The 21,925-nt window shown below is 65.0% G+C and carries 26 protein-coding genes; 12 read left to right on the forward strand and 14 right to left on the reverse strand.

The features are described 5' to 3' along the window. Window positions 1-11: 11 nt before the first annotated feature. Window positions 12-758 carry a glucose 1-dehydrogenase gene (locus tag ACFPPB_RS01995; protein ID WP_377323899.1) on the reverse strand — a complete coding sequence of 249 codons (747 nt, stop codon included), beginning with the start codon at window positions 756-758 and terminating at the stop codon, window positions 12-14. 100 nt (window positions 759-858) lie between these two features. On the opposite strand from ACFPPB_RS01995, the gene ACFPPB_RS02000 reads away from it, so the two are divergent. Further along, a complete protein-coding gene (locus tag ACFPPB_RS02000) occupies window positions 859-1,242 on the forward strand; it encodes an ArsR/SmtB family transcription factor (protein ID WP_377323901.1) in 384 nt (127 codons plus the stop codon). Between the two features lie 92 nt (window positions 1,243-1,334). Beyond that, window positions 1,335-2,000 (forward strand): glutathione S-transferase family protein, encoded by a 666-nt coding sequence (locus tag ACFPPB_RS02005; RefSeq protein ID WP_377323903.1) that lies wholly within the window; start codon window positions 1,335-1,337, stop codon window positions 1,998-2,000. 9 nt (window positions 2,001-2,009) lie between these two features. Here the strand turns inward: ACFPPB_RS02005 and ACFPPB_RS02010 are convergent, their stop codons facing one another. From ACFPPB_RS02010 to ACFPPB_RS02030, 5 genes are all read right to left on the reverse strand, one after another. Continuing rightward, window positions 2,010-2,720, reverse strand: coding sequence for a DUF899 family protein (locus tag ACFPPB_RS02010; protein ID WP_377323905.1), 711 nt, complete (start codon window positions 2,718-2,720; stop codon window positions 2,010-2,012). A gap of 40 nt (window positions 2,721-2,760) precedes the next feature. Further along, window positions 2,761-3,420, reverse strand: coding sequence for a glutathione S-transferase family protein (locus tag ACFPPB_RS02015; RefSeq protein ID WP_377323907.1), 660 nt, complete (start codon window positions 3,418-3,420; stop codon window positions 2,761-2,763). A 125-nt stretch (window positions 3,421-3,545) separates the two neighbouring features. Next, on the reverse strand, window positions 3,546-3,755 hold the full coding sequence (locus ACFPPB_RS02020) for a hypothetical protein (protein ID WP_377323909.1): 210 nt from the start codon (window positions 3,753-3,755) through the stop codon (window positions 3,546-3,548). Window positions 3,756-3,905: 150 nt separating this feature from the next. Continuing rightward, the gene (locus tag ACFPPB_RS02025) at window positions 3,906-4,457 is read right to left on the reverse strand and encodes a glutathione S-transferase family protein (RefSeq protein ID WP_377323911.1); all 552 of its coding nucleotides are present in this window, start codon (window positions 4,455-4,457) and stop codon (window positions 3,906-3,908) included. A 113-nt stretch (window positions 4,458-4,570) separates the two neighbouring features. Continuing rightward, window positions 4,571-5,413, reverse strand: coding sequence for a threonine ammonia-lyase (locus tag ACFPPB_RS02030; protein ID WP_377323913.1), 843 nt, complete (start codon window positions 5,411-5,413; stop codon window positions 4,571-4,573). Window positions 5,414-5,549: 136 nt separating this feature from the next. Here ACFPPB_RS02030 and ACFPPB_RS02035 point away from each other — a divergent pair, with 136 nt between their 5' ends. From ACFPPB_RS02035 to ACFPPB_RS02045, 3 genes are all read left to right on the forward strand, one after another. Then, window positions 5,550-6,029 (forward strand): Lrp/AsnC family transcriptional regulator, encoded by a 480-nt coding sequence (locus ACFPPB_RS02035; RefSeq protein WP_377323915.1) that lies wholly within the window; start codon window positions 5,550-5,552, stop codon window positions 6,027-6,029. Window positions 6,030-6,148: 119 nt separating this feature from the next. Next, window positions 6,149-6,868, forward strand: coding sequence for a glutathione S-transferase family protein (locus tag ACFPPB_RS02040; protein ID WP_377323917.1), 720 nt, complete (start codon window positions 6,149-6,151; stop codon window positions 6,866-6,868). A gap of 402 nt (window positions 6,869-7,270) precedes the next feature. Then, window positions 7,271-8,374 (forward strand): transporter, encoded by a 1,104-nt coding sequence (locus ACFPPB_RS02045; protein WP_377323919.1) that lies wholly within the window; start codon window positions 7,271-7,273, stop codon window positions 8,372-8,374. A 37-nt stretch (window positions 8,375-8,411) separates the two neighbouring features. Here the strand turns inward: ACFPPB_RS02045 and ACFPPB_RS02050 are convergent, their stop codons facing one another. Further along, the gene (locus ACFPPB_RS02050) at window positions 8,412-9,818 is read right to left on the reverse strand and encodes an FUSC family protein (RefSeq protein WP_377323921.1); all 1,407 of its coding nucleotides are present in this window, start codon (window positions 9,816-9,818) and stop codon (window positions 8,412-8,414) included. 29 nt (window positions 9,819-9,847) lie between these two features. Further along, entirely contained in the window at window positions 9,848-11,248 is a 1,401-nt protein-coding gene (locus ACFPPB_RS02055) for a serine hydrolase domain-containing protein (protein ID WP_377323923.1), read from the reverse strand. A 263-nt stretch (window positions 11,249-11,511) separates the two neighbouring features. On the opposite strand from ACFPPB_RS02055, the gene cycA reads away from it, so the two are divergent. The 5 genes from cycA (at window position 11,512) to ACFPPB_RS02080 (ending at window position 15,367) form a co-directional block, all read left to right on the forward strand. Continuing rightward, window positions 11,512-12,891 carry a D-serine/D-alanine/glycine transporter gene (gene cycA, locus ACFPPB_RS02060; RefSeq protein ID WP_377323925.1) on the forward strand — a complete coding sequence of 460 codons (1,380 nt, stop codon included), beginning with the start codon at window positions 11,512-11,514 and terminating at the stop codon, window positions 12,889-12,891. A gap of 178 nt (window positions 12,892-13,069) precedes the next feature. Next, window positions 13,070-13,336, forward strand: a complete 267-nt coding sequence (locus ACFPPB_RS02065) for a DksA/TraR family C4-type zinc finger protein (RefSeq protein ID WP_377323927.1) — start codon at window positions 13,070-13,072, stop codon at window positions 13,334-13,336. Window positions 13,337-13,613: 277 nt separating this feature from the next. Continuing rightward, window positions 13,614-14,285 (forward strand): 2'-5' RNA ligase family protein, encoded by a 672-nt coding sequence (locus tag ACFPPB_RS02070; RefSeq protein ID WP_377323929.1) that lies wholly within the window; start codon window positions 13,614-13,616, stop codon window positions 14,283-14,285. An 83-nt stretch (window positions 14,286-14,368) separates the two neighbouring features. Beyond that, a complete protein-coding gene (locus tag ACFPPB_RS02075) occupies window positions 14,369-14,713 on the forward strand; it encodes a zinc ribbon domain-containing protein YjdM (RefSeq protein ID WP_377323931.1) in 345 nt (114 codons plus the stop codon). A 174-nt stretch (window positions 14,714-14,887) separates the two neighbouring features. Continuing rightward, window positions 14,888-15,367, forward strand: a complete 480-nt coding sequence (locus ACFPPB_RS02080) for a PepSY domain-containing protein (protein WP_377323933.1) — start codon at window positions 14,888-14,890, stop codon at window positions 15,365-15,367. 88 nt (window positions 15,368-15,455) lie between these two features. Here the strand turns inward: ACFPPB_RS02080 and ACFPPB_RS02085 are convergent, their stop codons facing one another. The 5 genes from ACFPPB_RS02085 to ACFPPB_RS02105 form a co-directional block, all read right to left on the reverse strand. Next, on the reverse strand, window positions 15,456-15,881 hold the full coding sequence (locus ACFPPB_RS02085) for an organic hydroperoxide resistance protein (protein ID WP_377323935.1): 426 nt from the start codon (window positions 15,879-15,881) through the stop codon (window positions 15,456-15,458). A gap of 95 nt (window positions 15,882-15,976) precedes the next feature. Next, window positions 15,977-16,444, reverse strand: a complete 468-nt coding sequence (locus ACFPPB_RS02090) for a MarR family winged helix-turn-helix transcriptional regulator (protein ID WP_377323937.1) — start codon at window positions 16,442-16,444, stop codon at window positions 15,977-15,979. Between the two features lie 135 nt (window positions 16,445-16,579). After that, a complete protein-coding gene (locus ACFPPB_RS02095; RefSeq protein ID WP_377323939.1) occupies window positions 16,580-16,960 on the reverse strand; it encodes a DUF5329 family protein in 381 nt (126 codons plus the stop codon). Between the two features lie 76 nt (window positions 16,961-17,036). Next, window positions 17,037-18,614: a phospholipase D family protein gene (locus ACFPPB_RS02100; RefSeq protein WP_377323941.1), complete on the reverse strand. Its 1,578-nt coding sequence runs from the start codon at window positions 18,612-18,614 to the stop codon at window positions 17,037-17,039. Between the two features lie 232 nt (window positions 18,615-18,846). Then, a complete protein-coding gene (locus ACFPPB_RS02105) occupies window positions 18,847-19,368 on the reverse strand; it encodes a lipocalin family protein (protein WP_377324471.1) in 522 nt (173 codons plus the stop codon). A gap of 271 nt (window positions 19,369-19,639) precedes the next feature. On the opposite strand from ACFPPB_RS02105, the gene ACFPPB_RS02110 reads away from it, so the two are divergent. Beyond that, window positions 19,640-20,566, forward strand: coding sequence for an ABC transporter ATP-binding protein (locus ACFPPB_RS02110; RefSeq protein WP_377323943.1), 927 nt, complete (start codon window positions 19,640-19,642; stop codon window positions 20,564-20,566). Then, window positions 20,563-21,324 (forward strand): ABC transporter permease, encoded by a 762-nt coding sequence (locus tag ACFPPB_RS02115; protein ID WP_377323945.1) that lies wholly within the window; start codon window positions 20,563-20,565, stop codon window positions 21,322-21,324. Before ACFPPB_RS02110 ends, ACFPPB_RS02115 begins: the two co-directional genes overlap by 4 nt. 28 nt (window positions 21,325-21,352) lie before the next feature. Here ACFPPB_RS02115 and ACFPPB_RS02120 read toward each other — a convergent pair whose 3' ends face one another. Continuing rightward, complete coding sequence (locus tag ACFPPB_RS02120; protein ID WP_377323947.1) at window positions 21,353-21,850, reverse strand: hypothetical protein; 498 nt, start codon at window positions 21,848-21,850, stop codon at window positions 21,353-21,355. Between the last annotated feature and the right edge of the window lie 75 nt (window positions 21,851-21,925).

Here is a 21,925-nt window from a genome sequence, read left to right on the forward strand (position 1 = left end):
CGATTTGCCGGTCAGCGCACGCCGCCGCCGGCGAGCAGCTGCTCGCCGGTGAGCCAGTAGGAATCGTCGGAGGCCAGGAACACGGCGATCGAAGCGATATCGTTGGGCTGACCGATACGCCCCAGCGGCGTGCGCGAGACGGCATCGGCTTCGAAGTCCGAACCGATGAAGCCGGCGGCATGGGTGCCTTCGGTTTCGATCATGCCCGGGTTCAGCGCATTGACACGGATCTTGCGCGGGCCCAGTTCGCGCGACAGCACGCCGGTGATGGCGTCCACGGCACCCTTGGTGCCGGTGTAGATCGCGCTGCCCGGCGGGGTGATGCGGGTGACGACCGATCCGATGTTGATGATGCTGGAGCCTTCGCCGAGATGCTTGCTGGCGGCCTGGGTCGTCAGCAGCAGGCCGAGCACGTTGACGTTGAAGTGCCGGTGGAAGTCTTCCTCGGTGATGCTCTCGAGCGGGGAAAAGCCGTAGACGCCCGAGTTGTTGACGAGAATGTCCAGCCGGCCGAAATGCGCGATGGCCGCGTCGACGATGGCCTGCGCATCGGCCGCCTTGGAGACGTCCCCGCGAACGGAAACCGCCTTGCCGCCGGCCGCGTCGATCTCGGCGACGACAGCCTCGGCGCCCGACTTGCTGGAAGCGTAGTTGACGACCACCGACGCGCCTGCGGCAGCCAGCGACTTGGCAATGGCTGCGCCTATGCCTTTGGATGCGCCGGTGACGATGGCGACTTTACCGTTGAGCTTGCTCATGACATTTCCTGTGTGTGGGGGCGGGAGGGGGTTTGTTCTTCAATAGTTCGTAACTTATGAACTAAAGAACTAGATATCAAGAGCTGCTAGGATGGCTGCCATGAGGCCGCTGATTCACCCGTCGATCGAAGACATCACCGTGGAGGGCATCCTGCATGCCTTGTCCGATCCCGTGCGGGTGGCGATCTATGCGGAACTGGCCGGCTCGAACTGCACCAATATCTGCTCGAACTTCCTGCAGATGAGCGACCGCAGCATCCCCAAGTCCACGCTTTCACAGCACTTCCGCGCACTCAGGGAAGCGGGGCTGGTGCGCAGCGAGCGGCACGGCGTGGAGATGCACAACACCAGCCGCTGCGCCGAGATCGAACAGCGCTTTCCGGGGCTGCTTTCAGCGATCCTGAAGGCCCATGGCATTCAGTCCGCGGAGCGCGCCCGCGCCGCCAAACGCAGACAGGCCGCCGCCAGAAAGCAGGATGGCTGAGATGGGTGTTGGTCGAGTTGCCCGAAATGCACGACGGGAGCAGTGCCGTGCAGACGACAGGAGCAAGCTGATTTTCTTCGAGGCGCAGAGCCTTGAGCGTTGAACATGGCACCCGCGGCGGGATGCCGGTTCCGTGCATCGTCGGACGCAGCAGTTCGCACTTCACGCGTCTCGTGCGCGTGTTCGCGGAGGAATTGGGCGTGGCCTGCGAGTTTGCACCGGTCTACGATCTTTCGTCGCTGAATCCATCCGATTACGCGGGAAACCCAGCGCTCAAGCTGCCCGTGCTGAAGCTGGGCGATGTGAGGGTATTCGGTGCCGAGAACATCTGTCGCACGCTGGCGGAGTCCGCGCCGGAGCGTCGTCGGGTCGTCTGGCCCGAGGACCTGCGCGACTTACCGGCGCGCAATGCGCAGGAACTCGTCTGGCACGCCATGCAGGCACAAGTGCAGCTCGCTTTCGGCACGCAGGTCGCGAAGTTGCCGGCGGACAGCATCTACTTCGCCAAGTCGGCTGCAGGGATGCGCAATGCGCTGGAGTGGCTCGATGAAAGGCTGCCGCCCATCATCGACGCCATGCCGCCCCGCGACATCAGCCTGCTCGAGGCGTCGCTCTTCTGCCTCATCGAGCACCTGGCATTCCGTGCGACGGTTCCTCTGCTGCCTTACGGCCATCTGACGGCGTTGGCCCGCGCGTTCGGCGAGCGGGCATCGGCGCAACGTACGCCATACATGTTCGATACGCCGCCCGGCGGCTAGTCGCCTGGATCAGCGCGGGTAGTCGAGCTTCGGATACCAGTCGGTGCCGCGCCCTTCGGGTGTCACGTCGAGAATGGTCCAGAGCGGCATCAGGTCGGGTGCGCCGCGCGCGTCCTGGCCGGGGTCGGCGCTTTCGCCGCCCATTTCGCCGCTCCAGAAGTGGCGGATGGTGCCGTCGCGGCGGGTGAATACGGTGAAGGCCGCGTCGTCGCCGCCATTCTTGTCGATGCCGTGGTAATCGCGGCTGTAGTTGCCGTTGGTATCGGAATACAGCGCGAGGTCGCGCCAGCCGCGTTCCCGCTTGAAGGCGAGAAGGCGCTCGATCGGCGAACGCGCTACCACGGCCAGCGCGACGCGCTGCTGGATATCGCGCGCCTCGCCGTCCCATGCGCTGAGCAGCGACGTGCACATCGGGCAGGGCCGCTCGCGCTGCGGGCCGAACATGTAGCTGTAGACGACCAGGGTCTGCTTGTCGCCGAACAGGCCGGCGAGATCGAGCGGTCCGTGTTCGCCTTCGAAGCGGTAGTCGCCGGTGGCCTCGCCGCCAGGGGGCAGTGCGCGACGCTGCTCGGCGACACGTTCGATGTGCCGGCGCAGCTCGATCTCCTCGATGAACAGCGCATTGCGCGCGCGGCGGTAGTCGGCGCTCTCGTTCGGGAAGGTCATGCTATTGCGTTTCGCCAGCTCGGCGGCGGGAACGAGGGATGGGATGTGCGTCATGGTCGGTCTCAGGTGGGGGTGAAGGATCGGTCGCGATGCATCAATCGCGATTGGGCGCGCCGAGCGGGAACAGCGGGCGGTACGGGCGTGCCTCGTCGACGGCGCGCGCAAACGACGGACGCGCCAGCAGTCGCTTGCGGTAGGCGATGACGTTGGCGAACGACGCGTCGATGCGGTGGGTCCAGTCCGCATAGAACAGGAACGGCGCGGCGCCGCAGTCGGCGAGGCTGAAATGGTCGCCGGCCGCCCATTCGCGGTCGGCCATGATCTTGTCGAGCCAGCCGTAAGCGGTGTCGAGCATCGCGCGCGCGTCGGCCACGCCGCGGGCGTCCCGCTCCGCCTCCGGTCGCAAGCTGTCGAACACGACTTTCTGCTGCGGCGTCGAGATGTAGTTGTCGAAGAAGCGGTCCATCATCCGCACTTCCAGCGCGTCCTTCGCGTCGCCGCGAACCAGCCGCACCGGGCCGGGGTGATGCAGATCCAGATACTCGATGATGATGCTCGCCTCGATCACCGTACGGCTTCCGTCCACCAGCATGGGAAAGCGCTTCAGCGGCCATAACGCCGCGAATTCCCCCAGTACTTCGGGATGGTCGGGCGACAGCAGGCGCCGTTCGAACGGTGTGCCGTTCTCGTAGAGCGCGACGAGCGCCTTCTGGGAGTAGGAGGAAAAGGGGTGAAAGTAGAGCTTCAACGTCATTGCGGGTCGCCTTGGTCGAGAAAGAGGTGCTTTCACTGACGACGAACGAGATCGAAGGAAATCGACATGCGCCGGGAAACTTTCTGGCCCCTGGCCGGGCCCGCGTTAGCTCGGTTGCCGGCCGGTCATTGCCTATGCAACTCGCCGCTGCCGATGCCAAGGCACAAGCGCAGCATCAGCGTGCGTCGACGCGGGGGGACGGGATGCTGATCGATGGCAGGGACTGCAGCAGGCACCGGTTCCTGTGGCGTCGGCGTGTGGGACAGTCGTCGCGCCAGCCGCCAGTCGGTGATGTGGCCATGCAGAAAGAGCAGGCCGGTCCAGAGGGAACTCATGTTCGTTGCCTTGTCGCGAAGGGAAGAGGTTGCGTGGCATCGGCGATAGCGCGTATCCCGACTTTGCCCGCGCTGTCGTGTTGGTCAGTCGTTCGTGTCGCCACTGAGAGTCGTCGCGCGCATCGACGGCCGCGCGCAGAACGCCGCATATCAGGACGACAGATGCGGCCGTCCTGTGCGGAACGGATAGACGTCGCGGAATTCGATCCAGCTCAAGGTGGTGGCGATGGCGATGGCTCCGATATCGACGGCGGCATATGTGCCGATTTCCCGCTCCAGGAAATCGCAGGCGGCGACGACCTTCTGCAACTGTCCATCCCGCATCATCGGCCAGCGCAGCGATTCGGGGCGCCGCTCGGCCTCCCATCGCACGGCGATGCCGGCATACGCCAGGCCTTGCGCAAGCGCCTGCCATTGCAGGGCTCGGTATCGCTGCTTCGAATCGGCCGGGATCAACAGCGGGCGCCCGTGCAGGCTGTCCAGGTAATCGCAGATCACGCTCGAGTCGAACAATACCTGGCCGTCGTCGCACAGCAGGACCGGCACCTTGCCCAGCGGATTGAGCGCGAACACCTCGGCGTTTTGCCGCGTCGGACTGGTTTCGTAATGGATGACCTGTACCGACCCGGCGAGGTCCAGCTCATGGGCGGCGACGAGGACCTTGCGGGCGTAGGGCGAGTGCGTCTGATACAGGAGTTTCATGGATGGGCTTTGCCTTTGGGGAAATATCGTCGTCGACGGCGTGGCCGCGACATGGCGATGTCACGGGGATATCAGCAGGCGGTCGCGCAGTGCTGGCGAAATGTTTCCGCCGCTCAGAAGGGTGGCGACGCGCCGGCCGGCTCCGTCACGCGACCGAGATATCGGTGGACCAGCAACATGGCATCGAAAATGTCCTGCTCGGACACGGCGACGATGTCGTCGCGGCAGGCTCGCAGGTAGGCGAGCGTGGATGCGATGGGCACCCGCGCCGCTATGCCATCGGCGATGGTTTCCGCGCGACCGGTTTCGACGACCCTGCCGGCATCGAGCGAAAGCTTCATCGCCGGCGCGTTGTTCGCCACCACCGCGATGATTTCAGTGAGCGGCGCCAGCTCGCGCAGAACCGTGCCGATGCCAGCAAGCAGCGCGCCGTTGCCCAGCGGCAACACGATGGTGTCGAAGCTTGCGTCGCGCAGCAATTCCAGTGCGATCGTTCCCGGTCCTTCGGCAAGTGCCAGTTCGAGGCCATCCTCTACGAAGCGCAATTCATGCGCTTCGGCGTAGCGGCGCGCGGCTGCCTTGGCGGCGTCGAAATCGACGCCGGCGAGATGGACGTCCGCACCGAATCCGCGCATCGCGTCGACCTTGACGCGATTGGCGTTTCCCGCCGCAAGCACCGCGCAGGGGTGGCCGCGTCTTGCCGCCGCACGCGCAAGCCCTTGCCCGAAATTGCCGGCCGAGGCACAAGCCAGATGTTCTGCCTCCCGCAGGCTGGTTGCGCAGAACCATTCGGTGCCGCGGCCCTTGAACGAGTCCACCGGATTGTCCAGCTCGACCTTGGCCAGCACGCGGCAACCCAGCAGCCTGTCGAGCCGACTGTCGGTGTCGATCGGGGAGTCGGGAAATGTCGGATCGATGTGGCGCGAGGCGGCGTGGATGGAAGCGAGGTCGAGCATGAATTCAGTACCTGAGGCGGGTAGGTCGCGAGGCGGCGCCACCGACGCCCCATGCTGAGGTTCGGCCCCGCGGCGTTGCCGCATCTCTCGCCGTCCAGGCGGGTTTTTTCCCTGACTTGCGGAAGCCGTACGCCTGATGCCGTTGGAACTCGACAAATTCGATCGCGGAATCCTCGCGATCCTCCAGCGCGATGCGCGCCGCTCGGCCGAGCTGATCGGCGCGGCCATCGGCTTGTCGTCGTCGGCGGTGCAGCGACGGATCGCGCGCCTGCGGGACGAAGCGGTGATCGCGGCCGAGGTAGCCATCGTCGATGCGCGGATCGTCGGGCGCCCGCTGACCTTGATCGTCGACGTCGAGGTGGAGCGCGAGCGTCCCGAACTGCTGGTGAGCCTGAAAACCTGGATCGCCGCCGAGCCCGCCATCCAGGAGGCGTGGTACGTGACGGGAGAGGGCGATTACGTCCTGATCGTCTCGGTGCGCGATGTCGAGGGCTACGATGCGCTCATGAAAAAAATGGTCGCCGAGAACGCCAACGTGCGGCGCTTCCAGACGCGTGTGGCGCTGGGCACGCTCAAGCGCGGGCAGCTGGTCCCGATGGATACGGTATCCGGATAGTCCACAAAAAGCGGGCGGGCGCGAGGTATGACGGCAGTGCCACCGGCCGGTACTGCTGACACGATGCTGTCAGCAGCACTTGGTCAAGCTGTACGCACCCTTCGCCGCAGAGCGCGCCCATGTCGTCATCGAGCCTTACCTTGTATGCCACCCGCGCCGGCTTCGGGCTGCCAGACACCAGCCCGTTCGTGATCAAGACCGAGGTGCAGCTGAAGATGGCCGGCCTGGTCTATGACCGGGCGTCCGTCATTCCGCCGCAGGCGCCGAACGGCAAGCTGCCTTTCATCAACGACCACGACGAGGTGGTGAGCGACTCCACCTTCATCCGCGCGCATATCGAGCGCAAGTACGGAGTGGATCTGGACGAGGGGCTGGACGCCTGCCAGCGGGCGCAGGCCTGGGCGATCGAGCGTCTGCTCGAAGACCATCTCTACTTCGCGATGGTCTGGTTTCGCTGGATCGATCCGGAGAACTTCGCCAAGGGCCCCGCGCATTTCGCCGATGGCGCGCCCGAAGCCGACCGTGAGCAACTGCGCCACGACATGCAGGCCCGCAAGGCGGTCGAGCTGCATGCGCAGGGACTGGGCCGGCATACGCCAGCGCGGATCGCCGTGCTGGGCGAGCGCTCGATCGATGCACTGGCGCAGCTGCTGGGCGACAAGCCCTGGCTGATGGGCGAAACGCACAGCGGCGTGGACGCCACCGCGTTCGGCATGCTCGCCTGTGTGGCCACGCCGTTCTTCGACACGCCGCTGCGCCGCGCGGTGGAAACGCATCCGAACCTCATCGCCTACGTCGCCCGCATGATGCAGCGTTATTACCCGGAGCATCCGTGGTGAATGGCGGGGTCACCTGCCGGGGCCACGTAGATAACCCGCTCGTCCGTGTCCAGGTCTGGCAGTGAGACGATTGGACGCTCCCGAGCGGTATTCGCTGTCGTAGTCATCCCAATAATCCACGCGTTGCGTGTCGCCCGGCTCAGCAGTTGCATCCGTTGCACGGTGTTCATCGTCAGGCCAAGCCGGGACCGATGCGAGGGTGTGGCATGGACGACGCGGGCACGGCGTCCCCGACAGATTGCCTCGTCCAGGCCCTCATGATCTGCAGGCGCCGGAACGAGCCAGGCGCCCGCATCCATCGCGGATATTGAGTGGCCGGGTCGAATTCCAGCAAAGTGGCTATCCTCGCGAGCCACTGGCCGGGTTAGTTTTGGACTGACCTCATCGAGCATGAAAGGACAAATGAACACACTCCACTTGCACCGAACCTGCCGCCTGCTGCTTTGCAGCCTGCTCAGCGCGTTGCTGCCTGTTTCCGGCCATGCGTGGGAAAACGCGTACGCCTCGTGGACCGATCCCGGCGTCGCGAAAGTCATCGGGACCGATGCCTCCGGGCGGATTGTTGACGGAACCGATGGAGTCGCCCCCGACGCCGATACTGCGCAGGTGGCGCTTCCACCATCACCCAATCGGCAGAGCCGGGACGACGCATGGTGGACCGGCCCGATGCTGGCCAACTCGGCCGAGACGTTGCCGCCAGGGCACTTTCTGATCGAACCGTATCTTTACGATGTGCATTCCAGCCACACCGATGGTTTCGGTTCGCGTGCCTACGTGCTTTACGGGCTCGTGGACAACCTGACGGTGGGTCTGATCCCGATCATCGGCTACAACAAGGCGGACGACGGTCGCAGCAGTTCCCGCATCGGATGGGGCGATATTGCCTTGCAGGCCCAGTACCGGCTCACGGAATTCCATGAAGGCAGCTGGTTTCCCACGATCGCCCTCCAGTTGCAGGAGGCCTTGCCGATCGCGAAGTACGACCGGCTGGGCAACCGCCCCGGTGATGGGCTCGGCAGCGGCGTCTACGCCACCACGCTGGCGCTCAACTCGCAGACCTACTTCTGGATGCCGAATGGCCGGATCCTGCGCATGCGCTTCAACGTATCGAAGACGTTTCCCGGCAGCGCGAACGTGCAGGGAGTCAGCGTCTACGGCACGGGCGAAGGTTTTCGTGGCCGCGCCAGCCCCGGAAACTCGCTCTACGTCGACGCCGCGTGGGAATACAGCCTGACGCGTCGCTGGGTGCTGGCGCTCGATGCCACGTACAGCCACAACAGCAACACGCACGTTCGCGGACAAGACGTGATGCATTCGGGCGGTGCGCTGCCTTTGCCCGATATCCAGCTGGACTCCGGCTCCTGCGAAGCGTTCGGCCTCGCGCTGGCGGTCGAATACAGCTGGACTTCCAACCTGGGTGTGCTGCTTGGCACCCGCGTGATTCTGGGCAACCGCAGCACGGTGGCCACGGTCACCCCTGCGGTGGCAGTCAACTGGGTTTTCTGATGGATTTTCCGAAACTGGCGATGAAGCTGGGCAGCTTTCAGTCGGATGCCTGATCCGTGTCCGATGTGCCGTTCTGCAGCGAACGGCACAATTCCCGCAGTGCCTGCTGGAGTTCCGCGGGCTCGCGCAGCGATTTGCGCGCGGCTCCGACGGCTCTGCGCACGGTGACCGGCGTTTCGCCCAGGTCGATCAGCGCGACCGCCGGTGCCCGGCACGCCATCAACGCATCGACCCAGTCCACCGGCGGGATGGCACTGAAGTGCCGCATGAGCGGACGACTGGCCCGGAATGCCGGCGCGATCTGTTCCACCGATGCCATGGCGGCGACGAAATCATCGGATCGGCGTGCGGGTGTCGCCGGGTCCAGCGCATCGGCAAGAACGGCCAAGGTGTCGGCGATTCGTCGCCGCAGCACGGGCGTCGAGCGCACGGGCAGCACGAACCAGGCGGAGGCCACGCCGATAATCGCCCCGATCACGATTTCCTCCAGCCGCGGCCACAGGATGCGCGGCGCCGATGCGCCCGCGAAACCTTGCAGCAAGGCCAGTGCGAGGGTCACGAACAGCGTCCACCACGCGTAGCCCAGCGGGCGCAGCCACACGCCGAAGAAGATTGCGGCGAGGATCAGCAGCACTGTCGTCATGTCGTGCGATCCGATGTGGAGGGTGAGCGTTACCGCGAGAACGGTGCCGGCAGCCGCTCCCAGCACGCGCAGCACGCTCTTGTACGCAACATCCAGTCGGCCGCGGTTGCCGCTGATGACGATGAAGGCGGTGAGCACGATCCATGCCCAGCGCTCGGCGAAGAAGAGGTAGCCGAGGACGAAGGATGCGCTGAGCGCGACGGCCATCTGGATGGCCATCCGGGTGCTCGCGATCGGGCGCAGCGAGCTCTCGCGCGTGAGCGCCGGTGCCAGGCGTTCCGGTGCGTGCATCGGTGGCAGAAAACCCAGGCGCCGGGCCAGCGCGTGCAGCACACCTACCCATAGCAAGGCCAGCAGTGCAATGACTATCGGTACCAGCGGCGCCGGGATGGTGCCGGCCGATGTCGCCTGGATATGCGGCGTGGTGAGCAGCACGACGAACGGCAGCGCGATCAGTGAACCGGCTCGCCGCGCCATCGGGCCGAACCGGCGCAGCCAGATCGACACGAACATGCCGCAGACGAAGACCAGCGCACCGAGCCACGGCGCATGATGCAGCAGGATGCCGACGCCCATCGCGACCAGACCGACGATCGGCAGCGCAATGGCCGCCTCGATGCGGCCGCGCAGGTCACGGTCGAGCTGGCTGCGCGAGAGCGAGAGGCACAGCACCACGGCCAGCACCGCCGGACCCGGTCCGGGGGCGATTGCCAGTGCGCACAGAAGAGTGGCGAGCGTGGCCAGCATGGTCACGCTGGCTTCGCGCAATGCGCGCAGGACCACATCAACATGAGCTGACATGGGCGACTGCCTTTTCGTGGCTGCGGACGTCATTCGTGCGGCAAGGCCACGGCCGCCGATACGTCGTTGACCAGGCGCTCCAGACCGCGCATGTCGAAGTACGGCGGATCGAGGGTGGAACCCAGCCGCACGATCACCAGTCGTCTGGATGGCACGATGACGATGCGCTGTCCGTTCTTGCCCGAGGCGAAGTACGCATCGCCAGGCATACCGGCGATGATGTGGCTGCCGTCCGCTTCGGTACCGGTGTTGGTCCAGAAACCGGAGCCGTAGAGGCTGTCGAGCGTCTGCTTGCTGACATAGGCGCTCCATCCTGCGGGCAGGATGCGGCGACCGTCGAACATGCCGTCATCGAGGTAGAGCTGGCCGAAGCGCGCCCAGTCGCGAGCGGAAGCGTAGACGCGGGTGGAACCGACCAGGGTCTGCGCGCCGTCGAATTCCATCAGCACGTGGTGCATGCCGAGCGGATCGAACAGTTCGCGATGCGCGAAGCGGATCAGGCCGGGCGCGCCCCCACCCACCGCGTCGCGCAGGACACCGCCCAGGATCAGGGTATTGCCGCTGGTGTATTCCCACTGCCTTCCAGGCGGGATGCGTGGCGCGGCATGCGCGGCGTATGCCGCCATATCCTTTTGCAGAAACAGCATGTCGGATACCGGATCGAAACCGCTGCCGTCCTCGGTGAGGGCGAGTCCCGAGGTCATTCTCGACAACTGATCCAGCGTGATGCGGTGACGCGGATCGTCGGGCGCCTTCCAGGCCTGCACCGGCGCCGGCGCCTGCATGTCCAGCTTGCCCTGGCGAACCAGGATGCCGAGCAGCGCGTTCACCACCGACTTGCTCATCGAGTAACCGAGTTGCAGCGTGTCCGGACGAAACCCGGGGGCGTAGCGCTCGGCGATGATCTTGCCGTCATGCAGCACCACGATCGCGTGCACGTTGCGGCGTGGGCCGCTGGCCGGTTCCGCAAACGCGCGCGCCAGTGCCGCGACGATGGCGGGGTCGGTATTGATGATCGGCGCAGCCGGCGCCGTGGAGGTGGATGCCGCTTTCCGTGCTGCCTGCAGCGTGGCGGCATCCGGCGTCATCGCGGGTAGCGCGCAACCATAACCCGGGTAGTAGGTCGCTACGCTGGTGAAGCGCCCGTGCCATCGCGCGGTCACCTGTCGCCGCGCGGTATCGACGGTGTAGCGCAGATGCGGCAACAGGATGTGCATGCCTTGTTCGGCTGCGATGTTCTCGGCAAACGCCCGATCCGGTGCGAGGCCGGAAACGAATACGTCAGCGCACAGCGTCTGCGCGACATCGGCGGTGGCGACGTGCAGCGCCCGGTCCGGCCGTTTCCACGCGACGGGTCCTGCCACCACAGCCACAAGGGCGAGGGTGATGAGGAATCCCAGCCGCAGCATTCCCTTCATGCGCTTCGGCATGGGCTTCCTTTCGTGGTGATCGGAGAATTTCTTCGGACGAGCAGCTGGATTCTGCTGGCCCGTGCGCCGCGTGTCGATACCACCTTGGCCGATCCGTCGTGGCTCAAGCAGTGGCAGCCGTCGGTCGCTTGTGGCGCTGGCGCGTCAGGCTCATTCCGATTCCGCTTTCGGATGTCGTCCGTCACGGCCCGGCATAGGCGCCATTGGCGGTGCGCCGCTGTTTCTTCTATGTTGGCGCATCCCACACGCCAAAGGCGCGCACTATGACCACATCGCTGGAGCATCCCGATCACCTCAGGCGCAGCCTGTCGAACCGGCACCTGCAACTGATCGCCATCGGCGGCGCCATCGGCACGGGCCTGTTCATGGGCTCGGGCAAGACGATCAGTCTGGCGGGGCCGTCGATCGTGCTGGTCTACCTGATCATCGGCGTGATGCTGTTCTTCGTGATGCGGGCGATGGGCGAGTTGCTGCTGTCCAATCTCGAGTACAAATCGTTCATCGATTTCTCCACCGACCTGCTCGGGCCATGGGCCGGTTTTTTCTGCGGCTGGACCTACTGGTTCTGCTGGATCATCACCGCGATCGCCGATGTGATCGCGATCGCGTCCTACGCCCAGTTCTGGTTTCCCGGACTGGCGCCGTGGATCCCGGCGGTGCTGTGCGTGCTGCTGCTGCTGAGCCTGAATCTGGCGACGGTGAGGCTCTTCGGCGAGATGGAATTCTGGTTCGCGCTGATCAAGATCATCGCGATCTGCGCGTTGATCGTGACGGGCTTTGGGCTGGTCGCCTGGGGTTTTCGTTCGCCTTCGGGGCATCAGGCCTCGCTGGCCAACCTGTGGAACGACGGCGGAGTGTTTCCGAAGGGGCTGGGCGGCTTCTTCGCAGGCTTCCAGATTGCGGTGTTCGCCTTCGTCGGTATCGAACTGGTCGGCACCACCGCCGCCGAGACGGCCGATCCGAAGCGCAACCTGCCCAAGGCGATCAACTCGATTCCCGTGCGCATCATCATCTTCTACGTGCTGGCGTTGCTCGCGATCATGGTGGTCACGCCGTGGCGCATGGTCGAACCCGGCAAGAGCCCGTTCGTGGAATTGTTTGTGCTGGCCGGCATTCCGGCCGCGGCCAGCCTGATCAACTTCGTGGTGCTGACCTCGGCCACCTCGTCGGCGAACAGCGGCATCTTCTCCACCAGCCGCATGCTCTTCGGCCTGGCCGAAGAGAATCACGCGCCGAAGGCATTCGCCCGGCTGTCGAGCGCGGCGGTGCCGTCGCGCGGCCTGCTGTTCTCCTGCTTCTGCCTGCTGCTCGGCGCGACGCTGGTCTATGTGATCCCGGACCTGGTCACCGCGTTCACCCTGGTCACCACGCTGGCCGCGGTGCTTTTCATGTTCGTCTGGTCGCTGATCCTGTTCGCGTACATCGCCTATCGCCGCAAGCGTCCGCAACTGCATGAAGCATCGGAATACAAGATGCCCGGTGGCGTGTTCATGTGCTGGGTCTGCCTGGCGTTCTTCGTCTTCGTGCTGGTCCTGCTCAGCCTGCAGCCGGATACTCGCCAGGCGCTGCTGGCCAGCCCGGCCTGGTTCGTGCTGCTGGCGGTAGGCTACGCGTCGAAGGGGCGTCGACCGCAACGTTCGTGACTCGAAGCGGCGAGCGCGGTCGGCTGCCGTGATCCGAGTCGATGATACGAGCGAGGCGTTTGCACTCGCCGGGATACGGCAGGTCGCGTGAGCCATGGGTGCAGTGCGGGGCCAGTTACGGTGGATATTCGTGCCGATGCCCACACATTGAGCAAATCTGAGATTTCCGGAGATTGCCATGGCAACGGGTTGGGCAGGCGATGGCGCCGTGCAGGACCAGATCGACGCCACGGTCGATGACGCAGTGCAGCGTGCGCGTCAGCAATTGCACGAGGGCCCCGGCCTGAGGCGCTGCGAGGAATGCGATGCGCCGATTCCTGCGGCGCGGCGCAAGGCCGTGCCGGGCGTACGCTTGTGCGTGGCCTGCCAGGAAGCGCACGACGAAGAGAGCCGTGGTGCAGGCCCCTACAATCGCCGCGGCAGCAAGGACAGCCAGCTGCGCTGAACAGCTGCCTGCGATCCCGCAAGGTGGTCGCAGGCGACATCGGTGCCGGCAATGAGCCTTCACCCGGATCCACAAGCCAGCGACCTTGCGGGTGCGCGCACGGCCTGATGCCGGTGATGGCGGCATGGCGCAACCGGCCAGCGGCACGCACTTGTGCGGCCACGCGACACACGGCAATCTCGCACCTCGTAGGCAGTCGACGCATCGTTCAGACGTGCAACTCGCAGGCCGGCGGGGGTATCGTGTGGACAAGCAACCTGTCGCAGCCCTGATTGTCATGGAGACGCAGACCATTTCGACCTCGCCGACCCGATCCGAACTTGCGCCCGGCATCAACTACTTCTTTGCCGTGCTGCCGGACGACGCCGTGAGGTCCGAGATCGTCGGCGTGGGCGATCGTTTCCGCAAGTCGCACCGGGTCAGCGGGGCGCCGGTCGGCATCGACAGCCTGCATCTGTCGCTCTGCCCGATGGGCAAGCCCGAGCGGTTGCGGCAACCCCTGGAAAGTGCCTTGCTGGCCGCGGCCGGCGAGGTACGCGCCAGAGGCTTTGTCGCCGCCCTGGATTCGGCGATGCGCTTCAGCGCCAAGGACGGACAGTTCCCGTTCGTGCTGTGTGCGGACACGGCCACCATCGAGTCGGCATTGCAATTGCGCAGGGCGATCGCCGCAGCGCAGTCCCGTGTCGGGCTGCAGGTAAGCGGAATTTCCAGCTTCCTGCCCCATGTGACCCTGCTGCGGGGGCATGCGGTCGACGCGATCGAGGAATCGATCGCGTCGATTCAGTGGCAGGTGAGTGAGTTCGTGCTGATCCGCAGCTTCTTCGGCCAGTCGATGCACGAAGTGGTAGGGCGCTGGCCGCTGGCGATCGAGCCCGAGCCCGAGAAGCACGATCTGCTGGCGGAAATGGCCAGCATGCCGGAGCTGCTCGACCTGGCGGACGACGAGTAGTGGATTGCGTTGCGCCACATCCGCGGAGAAGCGCGCACTGGTCCTTATAATTGCGGCCTGATTGAACAGCCCAGGATCGACCGATGCCCCAGACTCCCGCTTGTCCGTTATGCGCCATGGAAAACGTCTACCCGGACGGAGACAACCATGTCTGTGCCGACTGCGGCCACGAATGGCCGATCGCGGCAGGCGCGGAGGCGGCGGACGCCGGCGTGGTGGTGCGGGACGTCAACGGCAACGTCCTCAACAGTGGCGACACGGTCACGGTGATCAAGGACCTGAAGGTGAAGGGTTCCTCGATTCCGCTGAAGCAGGGCAGCGTGATCCGCAATATCCGCCTGGTCGACGGCGACGACGAGCACATCGAAGGCAACTCGGACAAGATCAAGGGTCTGGTCTTGAAGGTCTGCTACCTGAAAAAAGCCTGATGCCGGTTGCGCCGCCGCAGGCTTCGACCGGCGCCACGGCGCCGGTCGAATTAACTCTGTCGCCGGGCCCGTTCGTGAAGCGGCCCCGCGTATCGCAAGATGAGAGTGATTATCGTTGCCGATTCGAGGCGGGCCGGTTAACATCCGCAGGCCTTCCTAGCCGCATGCAGGCTCATGTCGCTGTCCCATCATTTCCTGCGGACCACCCGCACCGTCCATCTCTATCTGGGCATCTTCACCGCACCGATGCTGCTGTTCTTCGCGATTACCGGTGGGTTGCAGAGCTTCGGCCTGCACGAAACCAGCCGGGGCAGCAGCTATGCGCCGCCGGCGTGGCTGGCCAGCATGGCGCAACTGCACAAGAAGCAGACTACGGTGATGCCGCTGCGGCGCGCGCGCCCACCGGAAGCGCCGATCGCCGTGGCAAAGCCGGATGTCCCGACAGTGAAGCCGTTGCCGGCCGGGCGTGCCGATGCGAAACCGGGAAAGAACCTGCTGCCGATGAAGACCTTCTTCGGCCTGGTGGCGTTGGGCCTGCTCACTTCGGTGTCGAGCGGCCTGTACATGGCATGGCGCTATAGCCGCAAACCCCGGCTTTTCGGCGCCGTCCTGTTCGCCGGCATCAGCGTGCCGCTGCTGCTGCAGTTGTTCTAGCGTCTTGCTCCAGAGGCGGTTGCGGGACGAAGACGGGCCTTCCGGGTCGCCGTCTTCGTCTCGCCGGGCCTTCGGAAGGGCACCAGCCTCAGACGACAGTCAGCGTGACGTCGATGTTGTTGCGGGTGGCGTTGGAGTAGGGGCATACGATGTGCGCCTTCTGCACCAGCGCCTCGGCCTCGGCACGCGGCAAGCCGGGAATCGAGATGCTCAGCTCCACCTCGATGCCGAAGCCGGTCGGGATCGGGCCGATGCCGACCTGGCCGGTCACCTGGGTATCGGCGGGCAACTGCAGCTTCTGCTGGGCCGCCACGAACTTCATCGCACCGAGGAAGCAGGCCGAGTAGCCGGCGGCGAACAACTGCTCCGGATTGGTACCGTCACCGCCCGTGCCGCCGAGCTCTTTCGGCGTGGTCAGCCTGACGTCGAGCATGTTGTCGGACGAAGTGGCGCGGCCGTCACGGCCGCCGGTGGCGGTGGCTTTGGAGCGGTACAGGACTTTTTCGATGGACATGGGATATTTCCTGGCTGGGGTGGTTGGATTGCTGCTTATCTATAGTTGGCTATTCAATAGCGCACTATTTGAATGGGTAAAAAGAACCGGGTCGTTCAGACCCCGTCGGACAATTTGCTGCGCAGATCCTGCAATTCGCCTTTCAGGTGCTTCAATTCGCTGGGCGTGCACCGGGTGGCGCAGAACACCGACTCCTGAACCTTGCCGGCCCTGGCCTGCAAGGCCTTGCCGCGGGCGGTCAGGGTGATGACGACGTGCCGCTCATCCTCGCGCGAGCGCAGCCGCGCCACCAATCCGGCCGCTTCCAGGCGCTTGAGCAGCGGCGTCAGCGTGGCCGAGTCGAGGAACAGCCGCGCGCCGATCTCCGACACGCTCAGGCTCTTGTCCTGCCACAACACCATCATCACCAGATACTGCGGATAGGTGAGGCCCAGCGGCTTGAGCAGCTTGCGATACACCTTGTTCATCGCCAGACCGGCCGAGTACAGCGCGAAACACAACTGCGCATCCAGCCTCGGCGTGGACGCCACGATGACCGACGGGGACGGGCGGGACGTGCTCATGGCTGCGCATATTAAGTAGTGCGCTATACAATTGCAAGCCATCTGGATGAGCGCTCTTGGCCGATGGGCCGCAGGCTCGGCGGATCAGGCGGCACCGTCGGTACCTGACCGGTCTCCGCCCATCATTTCCGCCCATCAGTGGACGGGCGGATTCGGGGCTTGACCGTCATGGACCTTCGCGTAGTCGGCCAGCTTGCTCAGCAGGAAAGCCGCCGAATCGACGACGCGCCCATCCTGGAACCGGATCGTGTACTTGATTCCGGACATCGACGAGCCAGTGGCGCAGTACGTGATGAAGTCTTCCGCGGTCTTCACGCGGCTGCCGGCAAAGCGCAGTTTGAGGCGCATGTGGTCGGCCGCCTGTGTCGCGTCGTATCCGGTGCCGTTGCGGATGAAGGTCGCACCTTGCAATGTGGCCACCGAGTCGATCAGGTAGGCGATCCTCTGCTGTTCGGCATCTTGCCGGGCGAATGCCGGCAGCGCCAGCAGAGCGAACAGCACCATCGCCGCGATCATCCTGCGCATGCACTTGCTCCGTCGCCGGCGAGGATGTGCCGCCGGCACCGCTCCGGGTGGCTGTCGTGCGCGCCGTTCAAAGCAAGCCTTCGATCGGCATGAGCCTCAGCACGTCCACTTCCATGCGGCGTTTCATGCTGGCCTTGGGATCGTGGTGATAGGTCACCAGTTTGCCGTTTTCGCTGTCCTGCCATTGCATGCGCCCCCCGTGCGGCTCGCTCAGCGTCACATGGTAGGCACTGTCGGGCTGGGTGGCGGCGTCGAAGAAATTCGTTACCGCGACGGCCAGCGCCGGGCAGTCGATGATGATGCCCATCTCGGTGTTGAGCAGTCGCGAGCGCGGGTCCATGTTCATCGAACCGACGAAGACCATCTTTCCATCGACCACGATCGCCTTGGCGTGCAGGCTGACGCCGGAGGAGGTTCCCTTCGACGTTGCCGGCTGTTCCACGCCGGCGGCGGGGCGCAGTTCATACAATTGCACGCCGCCTTCGAGCAGCGCGCGGCGATAGCGCGAGTAGCCCGCGTGCACGGCGGCCTCATCGGTGGAGGCCAGCGAGTTGGTCAGCGCCTTTACCTTTACGCCGCGACCCGTCAGGCCGGTGAGGTAGCGCGTGCCCTCGACACCGGGGATGAAATAGGGCGAGATCAGAAGTACGTCCTGGTGCGCCTGGTCGATCATGGCCCCGATCTGCGGGCCGATGCGCAGCGCACCAATCTCTTCCTTGTCGGCATCGATCTTTGCCGGCTGGTCGGCGACCAGCGTGGCCGGACCCCAGAACCACGCGCCCGGGCGGTCGCCGGAAGGGCCGTTGGGCAGCTCGTCCAGCGTCGCCTGCGCGTAGTCGGTCTGGGCGAACGTGCGTGCATCGCGGCGCAGATCCAGGCGCAGCTGCGCCAGATCGTAATGGCTGGCGTGCTTGCCTTTGAAGGCCTGGACCGGATAGACGGCATCGCAATTCCAGTATTCGTCGAAGGCATGCGAGGCCTGCTTCACCACCGGACCGATCGCGATCAGGTCGAGGTCGCGGAAGCTGGTGTCGTTGCCGGCGTCGAAATAGGCGTCGCCGATATTGCGCCCGCCGATGATCGCCACATTGCCGTCCACGATGAACGACTTGTTGTGCATGCGCCGGTTGAGCCGGTGCGCGTCGAGCATGAACTGCGTGGTCTTGGAGAGGAACGACGGCTTGCGTGTGTGGAACGGATTGAACAGCCGGACTTCGATGTTCGGGTGCGCGTCCAGGGCGTCCATCATGTCGACCGCGCTCGCCGAATTGATGTCGTCGAGCAGCAGGCGCACCCGTACCCCGCGATCCGCCGCCGCCAGCAGACGCTGCGCCATCAGCCGGCCGGTCGCGTCGTTGTTGAAGATGTAGTACTGCAGATCGATCGAATGCTCCGCGTGGTCCGCGAGCACCACGCGGCTCATCAGGGCGTTGTTGCTGAGCGTCAGCAGGCGGAAGCCGGACTCCTCGACGTGCTGGTTCATCTGCGCACGGATGTAGCGCCCACTCGGTGTGGCGGTAGCCGGGGGCAGCGCCTTCGATGGCTGCTTGACGTAGTCGGTGCGCAGGGTGGTGCAGGCGCCCAGCATCAACACCGTCACCGCCAGGATGGCGATGACGCCCGCACGTCTCGTGATCGCTTTCACGTCTCCTTCCTCTCTCTAAACGGGATCCAGAACGGCCGCCGCGTCATGCATGCGACGTTTTCTGAATACGCAAACACCATGACGCTGGCCCGATGATGGAACCCGGATTCGGGCAGCTCGCACTGTGGCCCCGGGATTGTGAACGCGACGCGAGACCCCCCCCTCCGTTCTCAAGCGAGGGACAGCGGGCGTACAGGCTAGTTGCGATCACGCGACCGACCGGGCAGCGCGGTCAGTTCAGCGGCGCCATCATCACCAGCTTGTCGACCGGGTAGCCGCGCTGCCGTGCCCGCTGCTTGATGGCGTCGAACAACTCGTGCGGCATTTCGCGATGGCGCGAGAGTATCCACAGATATTTGCGGCTGGGACTGCCGACCACGGCCCAGCGGTAGTCGGCGTCCACCTCGATTACCCAGTACTCGGCCCATGTCTGCGGCAGCCAAGCCAGCCACGCTGGCGCGAAACGCACCTTGATCACGGCGGGCCGGCCCGCCGTGACTTTTGCCACGCCATCGACGCTTTTCATGCCGTCGCCGGTACGGCAGGTGTTTTGAATGTGGATGCTGCCGTCGGGGTTCGGCGTGTAGGTGGCGGTGACGGCATCCAGGCATTTGCGCTGGAAGAACATCGGCAGATGCGCGATCTCGTACCAGCGGCCGGCATAGCGCTGAAGATCGAGTGTGGGCACCGGCCGGTTGGGCAGCACGGCGACGGCGCCCATCGCGCCAGACCAGGCGGCCATCAGTATCGCCATCAGCAATATGCGGAGCAATGCGGTTCTCCTCGCTTGAAGGTGCTGCGCGTCGATGCAGTCACGGAAGTGGTTGAACCGACCAGACGCAAGGGTAAGTACCGCGTGCGCCGGATATGGTTCAACCGCGCCGCTCACGGAATGTCGGCCGGGCGGCTGCACATCATGCCGCCCCGGCGAGCGGATCGGGGCGTCGCTGGCCCCGCGAGTTGGCCGCGCAGCGGTGCAGGGCATACCATCGGCGCTCCGCTTTTCGACCGATCGAGGAATTCACGTGCCGCCGATCATTTCAGTCAGGCAACTCAGCAAGACTTACGCGTCCGGCTTCCATGCGCTCAAGCACATCGACCTGGACATCCATCAAGGCGAGATCTTCGCGCTGCTGGGCCCCAACGGCGCCGGCAAGACCACGCTGATCAGCATCATTTGCGGCATCGTCAATCCGAGTGAGGGCACGGTGCTGGCCGACGGCCATGACGTGGTGCGCGACTATCGCGCGGCGCGCTCGAAAATCGGCCTGGTGCCGCAGGAGCTGACCACTGACGCGTTCGAGACGGTGTGGAACACGGTCAGCTTCAGTCGCGGCCTGTTCGGCAGGAGCGCGAACCCGGCGCACGTCGAGAAGGTGCTGAAGGAGCTGTCGCTGTGGAACAAGAAGGACAGCCGGCTGATGACGTTGTCCGGCGGCATGAAGCGGCGCGTGATGATCGCCAAGGCGCTGTCGCACGAGCCGCAGATCCTGTTTCTGGACGAGCCCACCGCTGGCGTCGACGTGGAGCTGCGCCGCGACATGTGGGCGATGGTGCGCGCGCTGCGCGACACCGGCGTCACCATCATCCTGACCACGCATTACATCGACGAGGCCGAGGAAATGGCCGACCGCATCGGCGTGATCAACAAGGGCGAGCTCATCCTGGTCGAGAACAAGGCCGAGCTGATGAACAAGCTGGGCCGCAAGCAGCTGACCCTGCAGCTGCAGAATCCACTGCAAGGCGTTCCCGCCGCGCTGTCCGGTTACCCGCTGGAGTTGTCGGCCGACGGCCAGCAACTGGTCTACACGTTCGATGCGCAGGGCGAGCACACCGGCATCGACGCGTTGTTGCGTCGGCTGGGCGAGGCGGGCATCGACTTCAAGGATCTCAAGACCAGCCAGAGCTCGCTGGAGGATATTTTCGTGGACCTGGTGAGGGAGCGTGCATGAACATCTACGCGATCCGCGCGATCTACCTGTTCGAGATGGCACGCACGTGGCGCACGCTGCTGCAGAGCATCGTCTCGCCGGTGATCTCCACTTCGCTGTACTTCGTGGTGTTCGGCGCGGCGATCGGCGCGCACATGACCGCGATCGACGGCGTCAGCTACGGCGCTTACATCGTGCCGGGACTGGTGATGCTGTCGCTGTTGACGCAGAGCATCTCGAACGCCTCGTTCGGCATCTACTTTCCGAAATTCGTGGGCACGATCTACGAGATCCTGTCGGCACCGGTATCGGCCTTCGAGATCGTGGCCGGCTATGTGGGCGCGGCGGCCAGCAAGTCGATCATCCTAGGCCTGATCATCCTGGTCACCGCGCGGCTGTTCGTCACGTTCGAGATCGCGCATCCGCTGTGGATGCTGGCCTTCCTCGTGCTCACCGCGCTGACCTTCAGCCTGTTCGGTTTCATCATCGGCATCTGGGCGGACAACTTCGAGAAACTGCAGCTGGTGCCGCTGCTGATCGTGACGCCGCTGACCTTCCTGGGCGGCAGCTTCTACTCGATCCACATGCTGCCGCCGTTCTGGCAGAAGGTCACCTTGTTCAACCCGGTGGTGTACCTGATCAGCGGTTTCCGCTGGAGCTTCTACGGCGTGTCCGACGTCAGCCTGGGCATCAGCGTGGGCATGACCCTGGTGTTTCTCGGCGCCTGCCTCGCACTGGTGTGGTGGATCTTCCGCAGCGGCTACCGGCTCAAGACCTGACGCGAGCCCGCTCTGATCAATGTGCTGCCTAGGTCAATACGGTGTGCGCATGGAACGGCAGCGGAGTGGCGCCGGTGCGGGCGACCGCGGGCTCGGCCACCGCGAGCTGTTCTTTGTCGGCGTCGATCACCACCAGGATGCAGCCGGCCGCGATTTCATCCTTGAACTTGCGGCTGACCACGTCGGGTACGTCGAACCCGACCAGCTCGCCGATCCAGCTCCCGAACACGGCGCCCGCCACGGTGATCGCGGCCGCGCCCGCGAAAGTCACGCCCAGCGGCGGTATGGCCACCGCGATGAGTCCCAGCAGCAGGCCGGTGCCGCCGCCGCAGGCGCCGCCGCGCAGCGCGGCGGGATAGAAGTCGTTGCGTCCCTGCATCAGGTGATCGGGGATTCGTTCCAGCTCGATGTCCTCGCGGGCGACCAGCGAGATGTCGCCATCGTCGATGCCGGCTTTCTGTGCCGCGGCCATGGCGATTCGGGCGGCGGCCAGGTCGGATGTGCTGAAGACGCATCGGGTTTTCATGGGCGCTCTCTCCATTGTTCCGGCCGGGCAATCGGTCGCGCGGGGGAGCGTGTCGGTACGGGCGTGCCGCGCGGG

It is taken from the genome of Rhodanobacter terrae, from assembly GCF_042657005.1.
Classification (GTDB): Bacteria; Pseudomonadota; Gammaproteobacteria; order Xanthomonadales; family Rhodanobacteraceae; genus Rhodanobacter; species Rhodanobacter terrae.

Excerpts from the sequence above, each read along its gene's own strand:
- ACFPPB_RS01995 (WP_377323899.1), bottom strand. The coding sequence starts at position 758 with ATGAGCAAGCTCAACGGTAAAGTCGCCATCGTCACCGGCGCATCCAAA.
- ACFPPB_RS02000 (WP_377323901.1), top strand. The coding sequence starts at position 859 with ATGAGGCCGCTGATTCACCCGTCGATCGAAGACATCACCGTGGAGGGC.
- ACFPPB_RS02010 (WP_377323905.1), bottom strand. The coding sequence starts at position 2,720 with ATGACGCACATCCCATCCCTCGTTCCCGCCGCCGAGCTGGCGAAACGC.
- ACFPPB_RS02015 (WP_377323907.1), bottom strand. The coding sequence starts at position 3,420 with ATGACGTTGAAGCTCTACTTTCACCCCTTTTCCTCCTACTCCCAGAAG.
- ACFPPB_RS02020 (WP_377323909.1), bottom strand. The coding sequence starts at position 3,755 with ATGAGTTCCCTCTGGACCGGCCTGCTCTTTCTGCATGGCCACATCACC.
- ACFPPB_RS02025 (WP_377323911.1), bottom strand. The coding sequence starts at position 4,457 with ATGAAACTCCTGTATCAGACGCACTCGCCCTACGCCCGCAAGGTCCTC.
- ACFPPB_RS02030 (WP_377323913.1), bottom strand. The coding sequence starts at position 5,413 with ATGCTCGACCTCGCTTCCATCCACGCCGCCTCGCGCCACATCGATCCG.
- ACFPPB_RS02035 (WP_377323915.1), top strand. The coding sequence starts at position 5,550 with ATGCCGTTGGAACTCGACAAATTCGATCGCGGAATCCTCGCGATCCTC.
- ACFPPB_RS02040 (WP_377323917.1), top strand. The coding sequence starts at position 6,149 with ATGTCGTCATCGAGCCTTACCTTGTATGCCACCCGCGCCGGCTTCGGG.
- ACFPPB_RS02045 (WP_377323919.1), top strand. The coding sequence starts at position 7,271 with ATGAACACACTCCACTTGCACCGAACCTGCCGCCTGCTGCTTTGCAGC.
- ACFPPB_RS02050 (WP_377323921.1), bottom strand. The coding sequence starts at position 9,818 with ATGTCAGCTCATGTTGATGTGGTCCTGCGCGCATTGCGCGAAGCCAGC.
- ACFPPB_RS02055 (WP_377323923.1), bottom strand. The coding sequence starts at position 11,248 with ATGCCGAAGCGCATGAAGGGAATGCTGCGGCTGGGATTCCTCATCACC.
- cycA (WP_377323925.1), top strand. The coding sequence starts at position 11,512 with ATGACCACATCGCTGGAGCATCCCGATCACCTCAGGCGCAGCCTGTCG.
- ACFPPB_RS02065 (WP_377323927.1), top strand. The coding sequence starts at position 13,070 with ATGGCAACGGGTTGGGCAGGCGATGGCGCCGTGCAGGACCAGATCGAC.
- ACFPPB_RS02070 (WP_377323929.1), top strand. The coding sequence starts at position 13,614 with ATGGAGACGCAGACCATTTCGACCTCGCCGACCCGATCCGAACTTGCG.
- ACFPPB_RS02075 (WP_377323931.1), top strand. The coding sequence starts at position 14,369 with ATGCCCCAGACTCCCGCTTGTCCGTTATGCGCCATGGAAAACGTCTAC.
- ACFPPB_RS02080 (WP_377323933.1), top strand. The coding sequence starts at position 14,888 with ATGTCGCTGTCCCATCATTTCCTGCGGACCACCCGCACCGTCCATCTC.
- ACFPPB_RS02085 (WP_377323935.1), bottom strand. The coding sequence starts at position 15,881 with ATGTCCATCGAAAAAGTCCTGTACCGCTCCAAAGCCACCGCCACCGGC.
- ACFPPB_RS02090 (WP_377323937.1), bottom strand. The coding sequence starts at position 16,444 with ATGAGCACGTCCCGCCCGTCCCCGTCGGTCATCGTGGCGTCCACGCCG.
- ACFPPB_RS02095 (WP_377323939.1), bottom strand. The coding sequence starts at position 16,960 with ATGATCGCGGCGATGGTGCTGTTCGCTCTGCTGGCGCTGCCGGCATTC.
- ACFPPB_RS02105 (WP_377324471.1), bottom strand. The coding sequence starts at position 19,368 with ATGGCGATACTGATGGCCGCCTGGTCTGGCGCGATGGGCGCCGTCGCC.
- ACFPPB_RS02115 (WP_377323945.1), top strand. The coding sequence starts at position 20,563 with ATGAACATCTACGCGATCCGCGCGATCTACCTGTTCGAGATGGCACGC.
- ACFPPB_RS02120 (WP_377323947.1), bottom strand. The coding sequence starts at position 21,850 with ATGAAAACCCGATGCGTCTTCAGCACATCCGACCTGGCCGCCGCCCGA.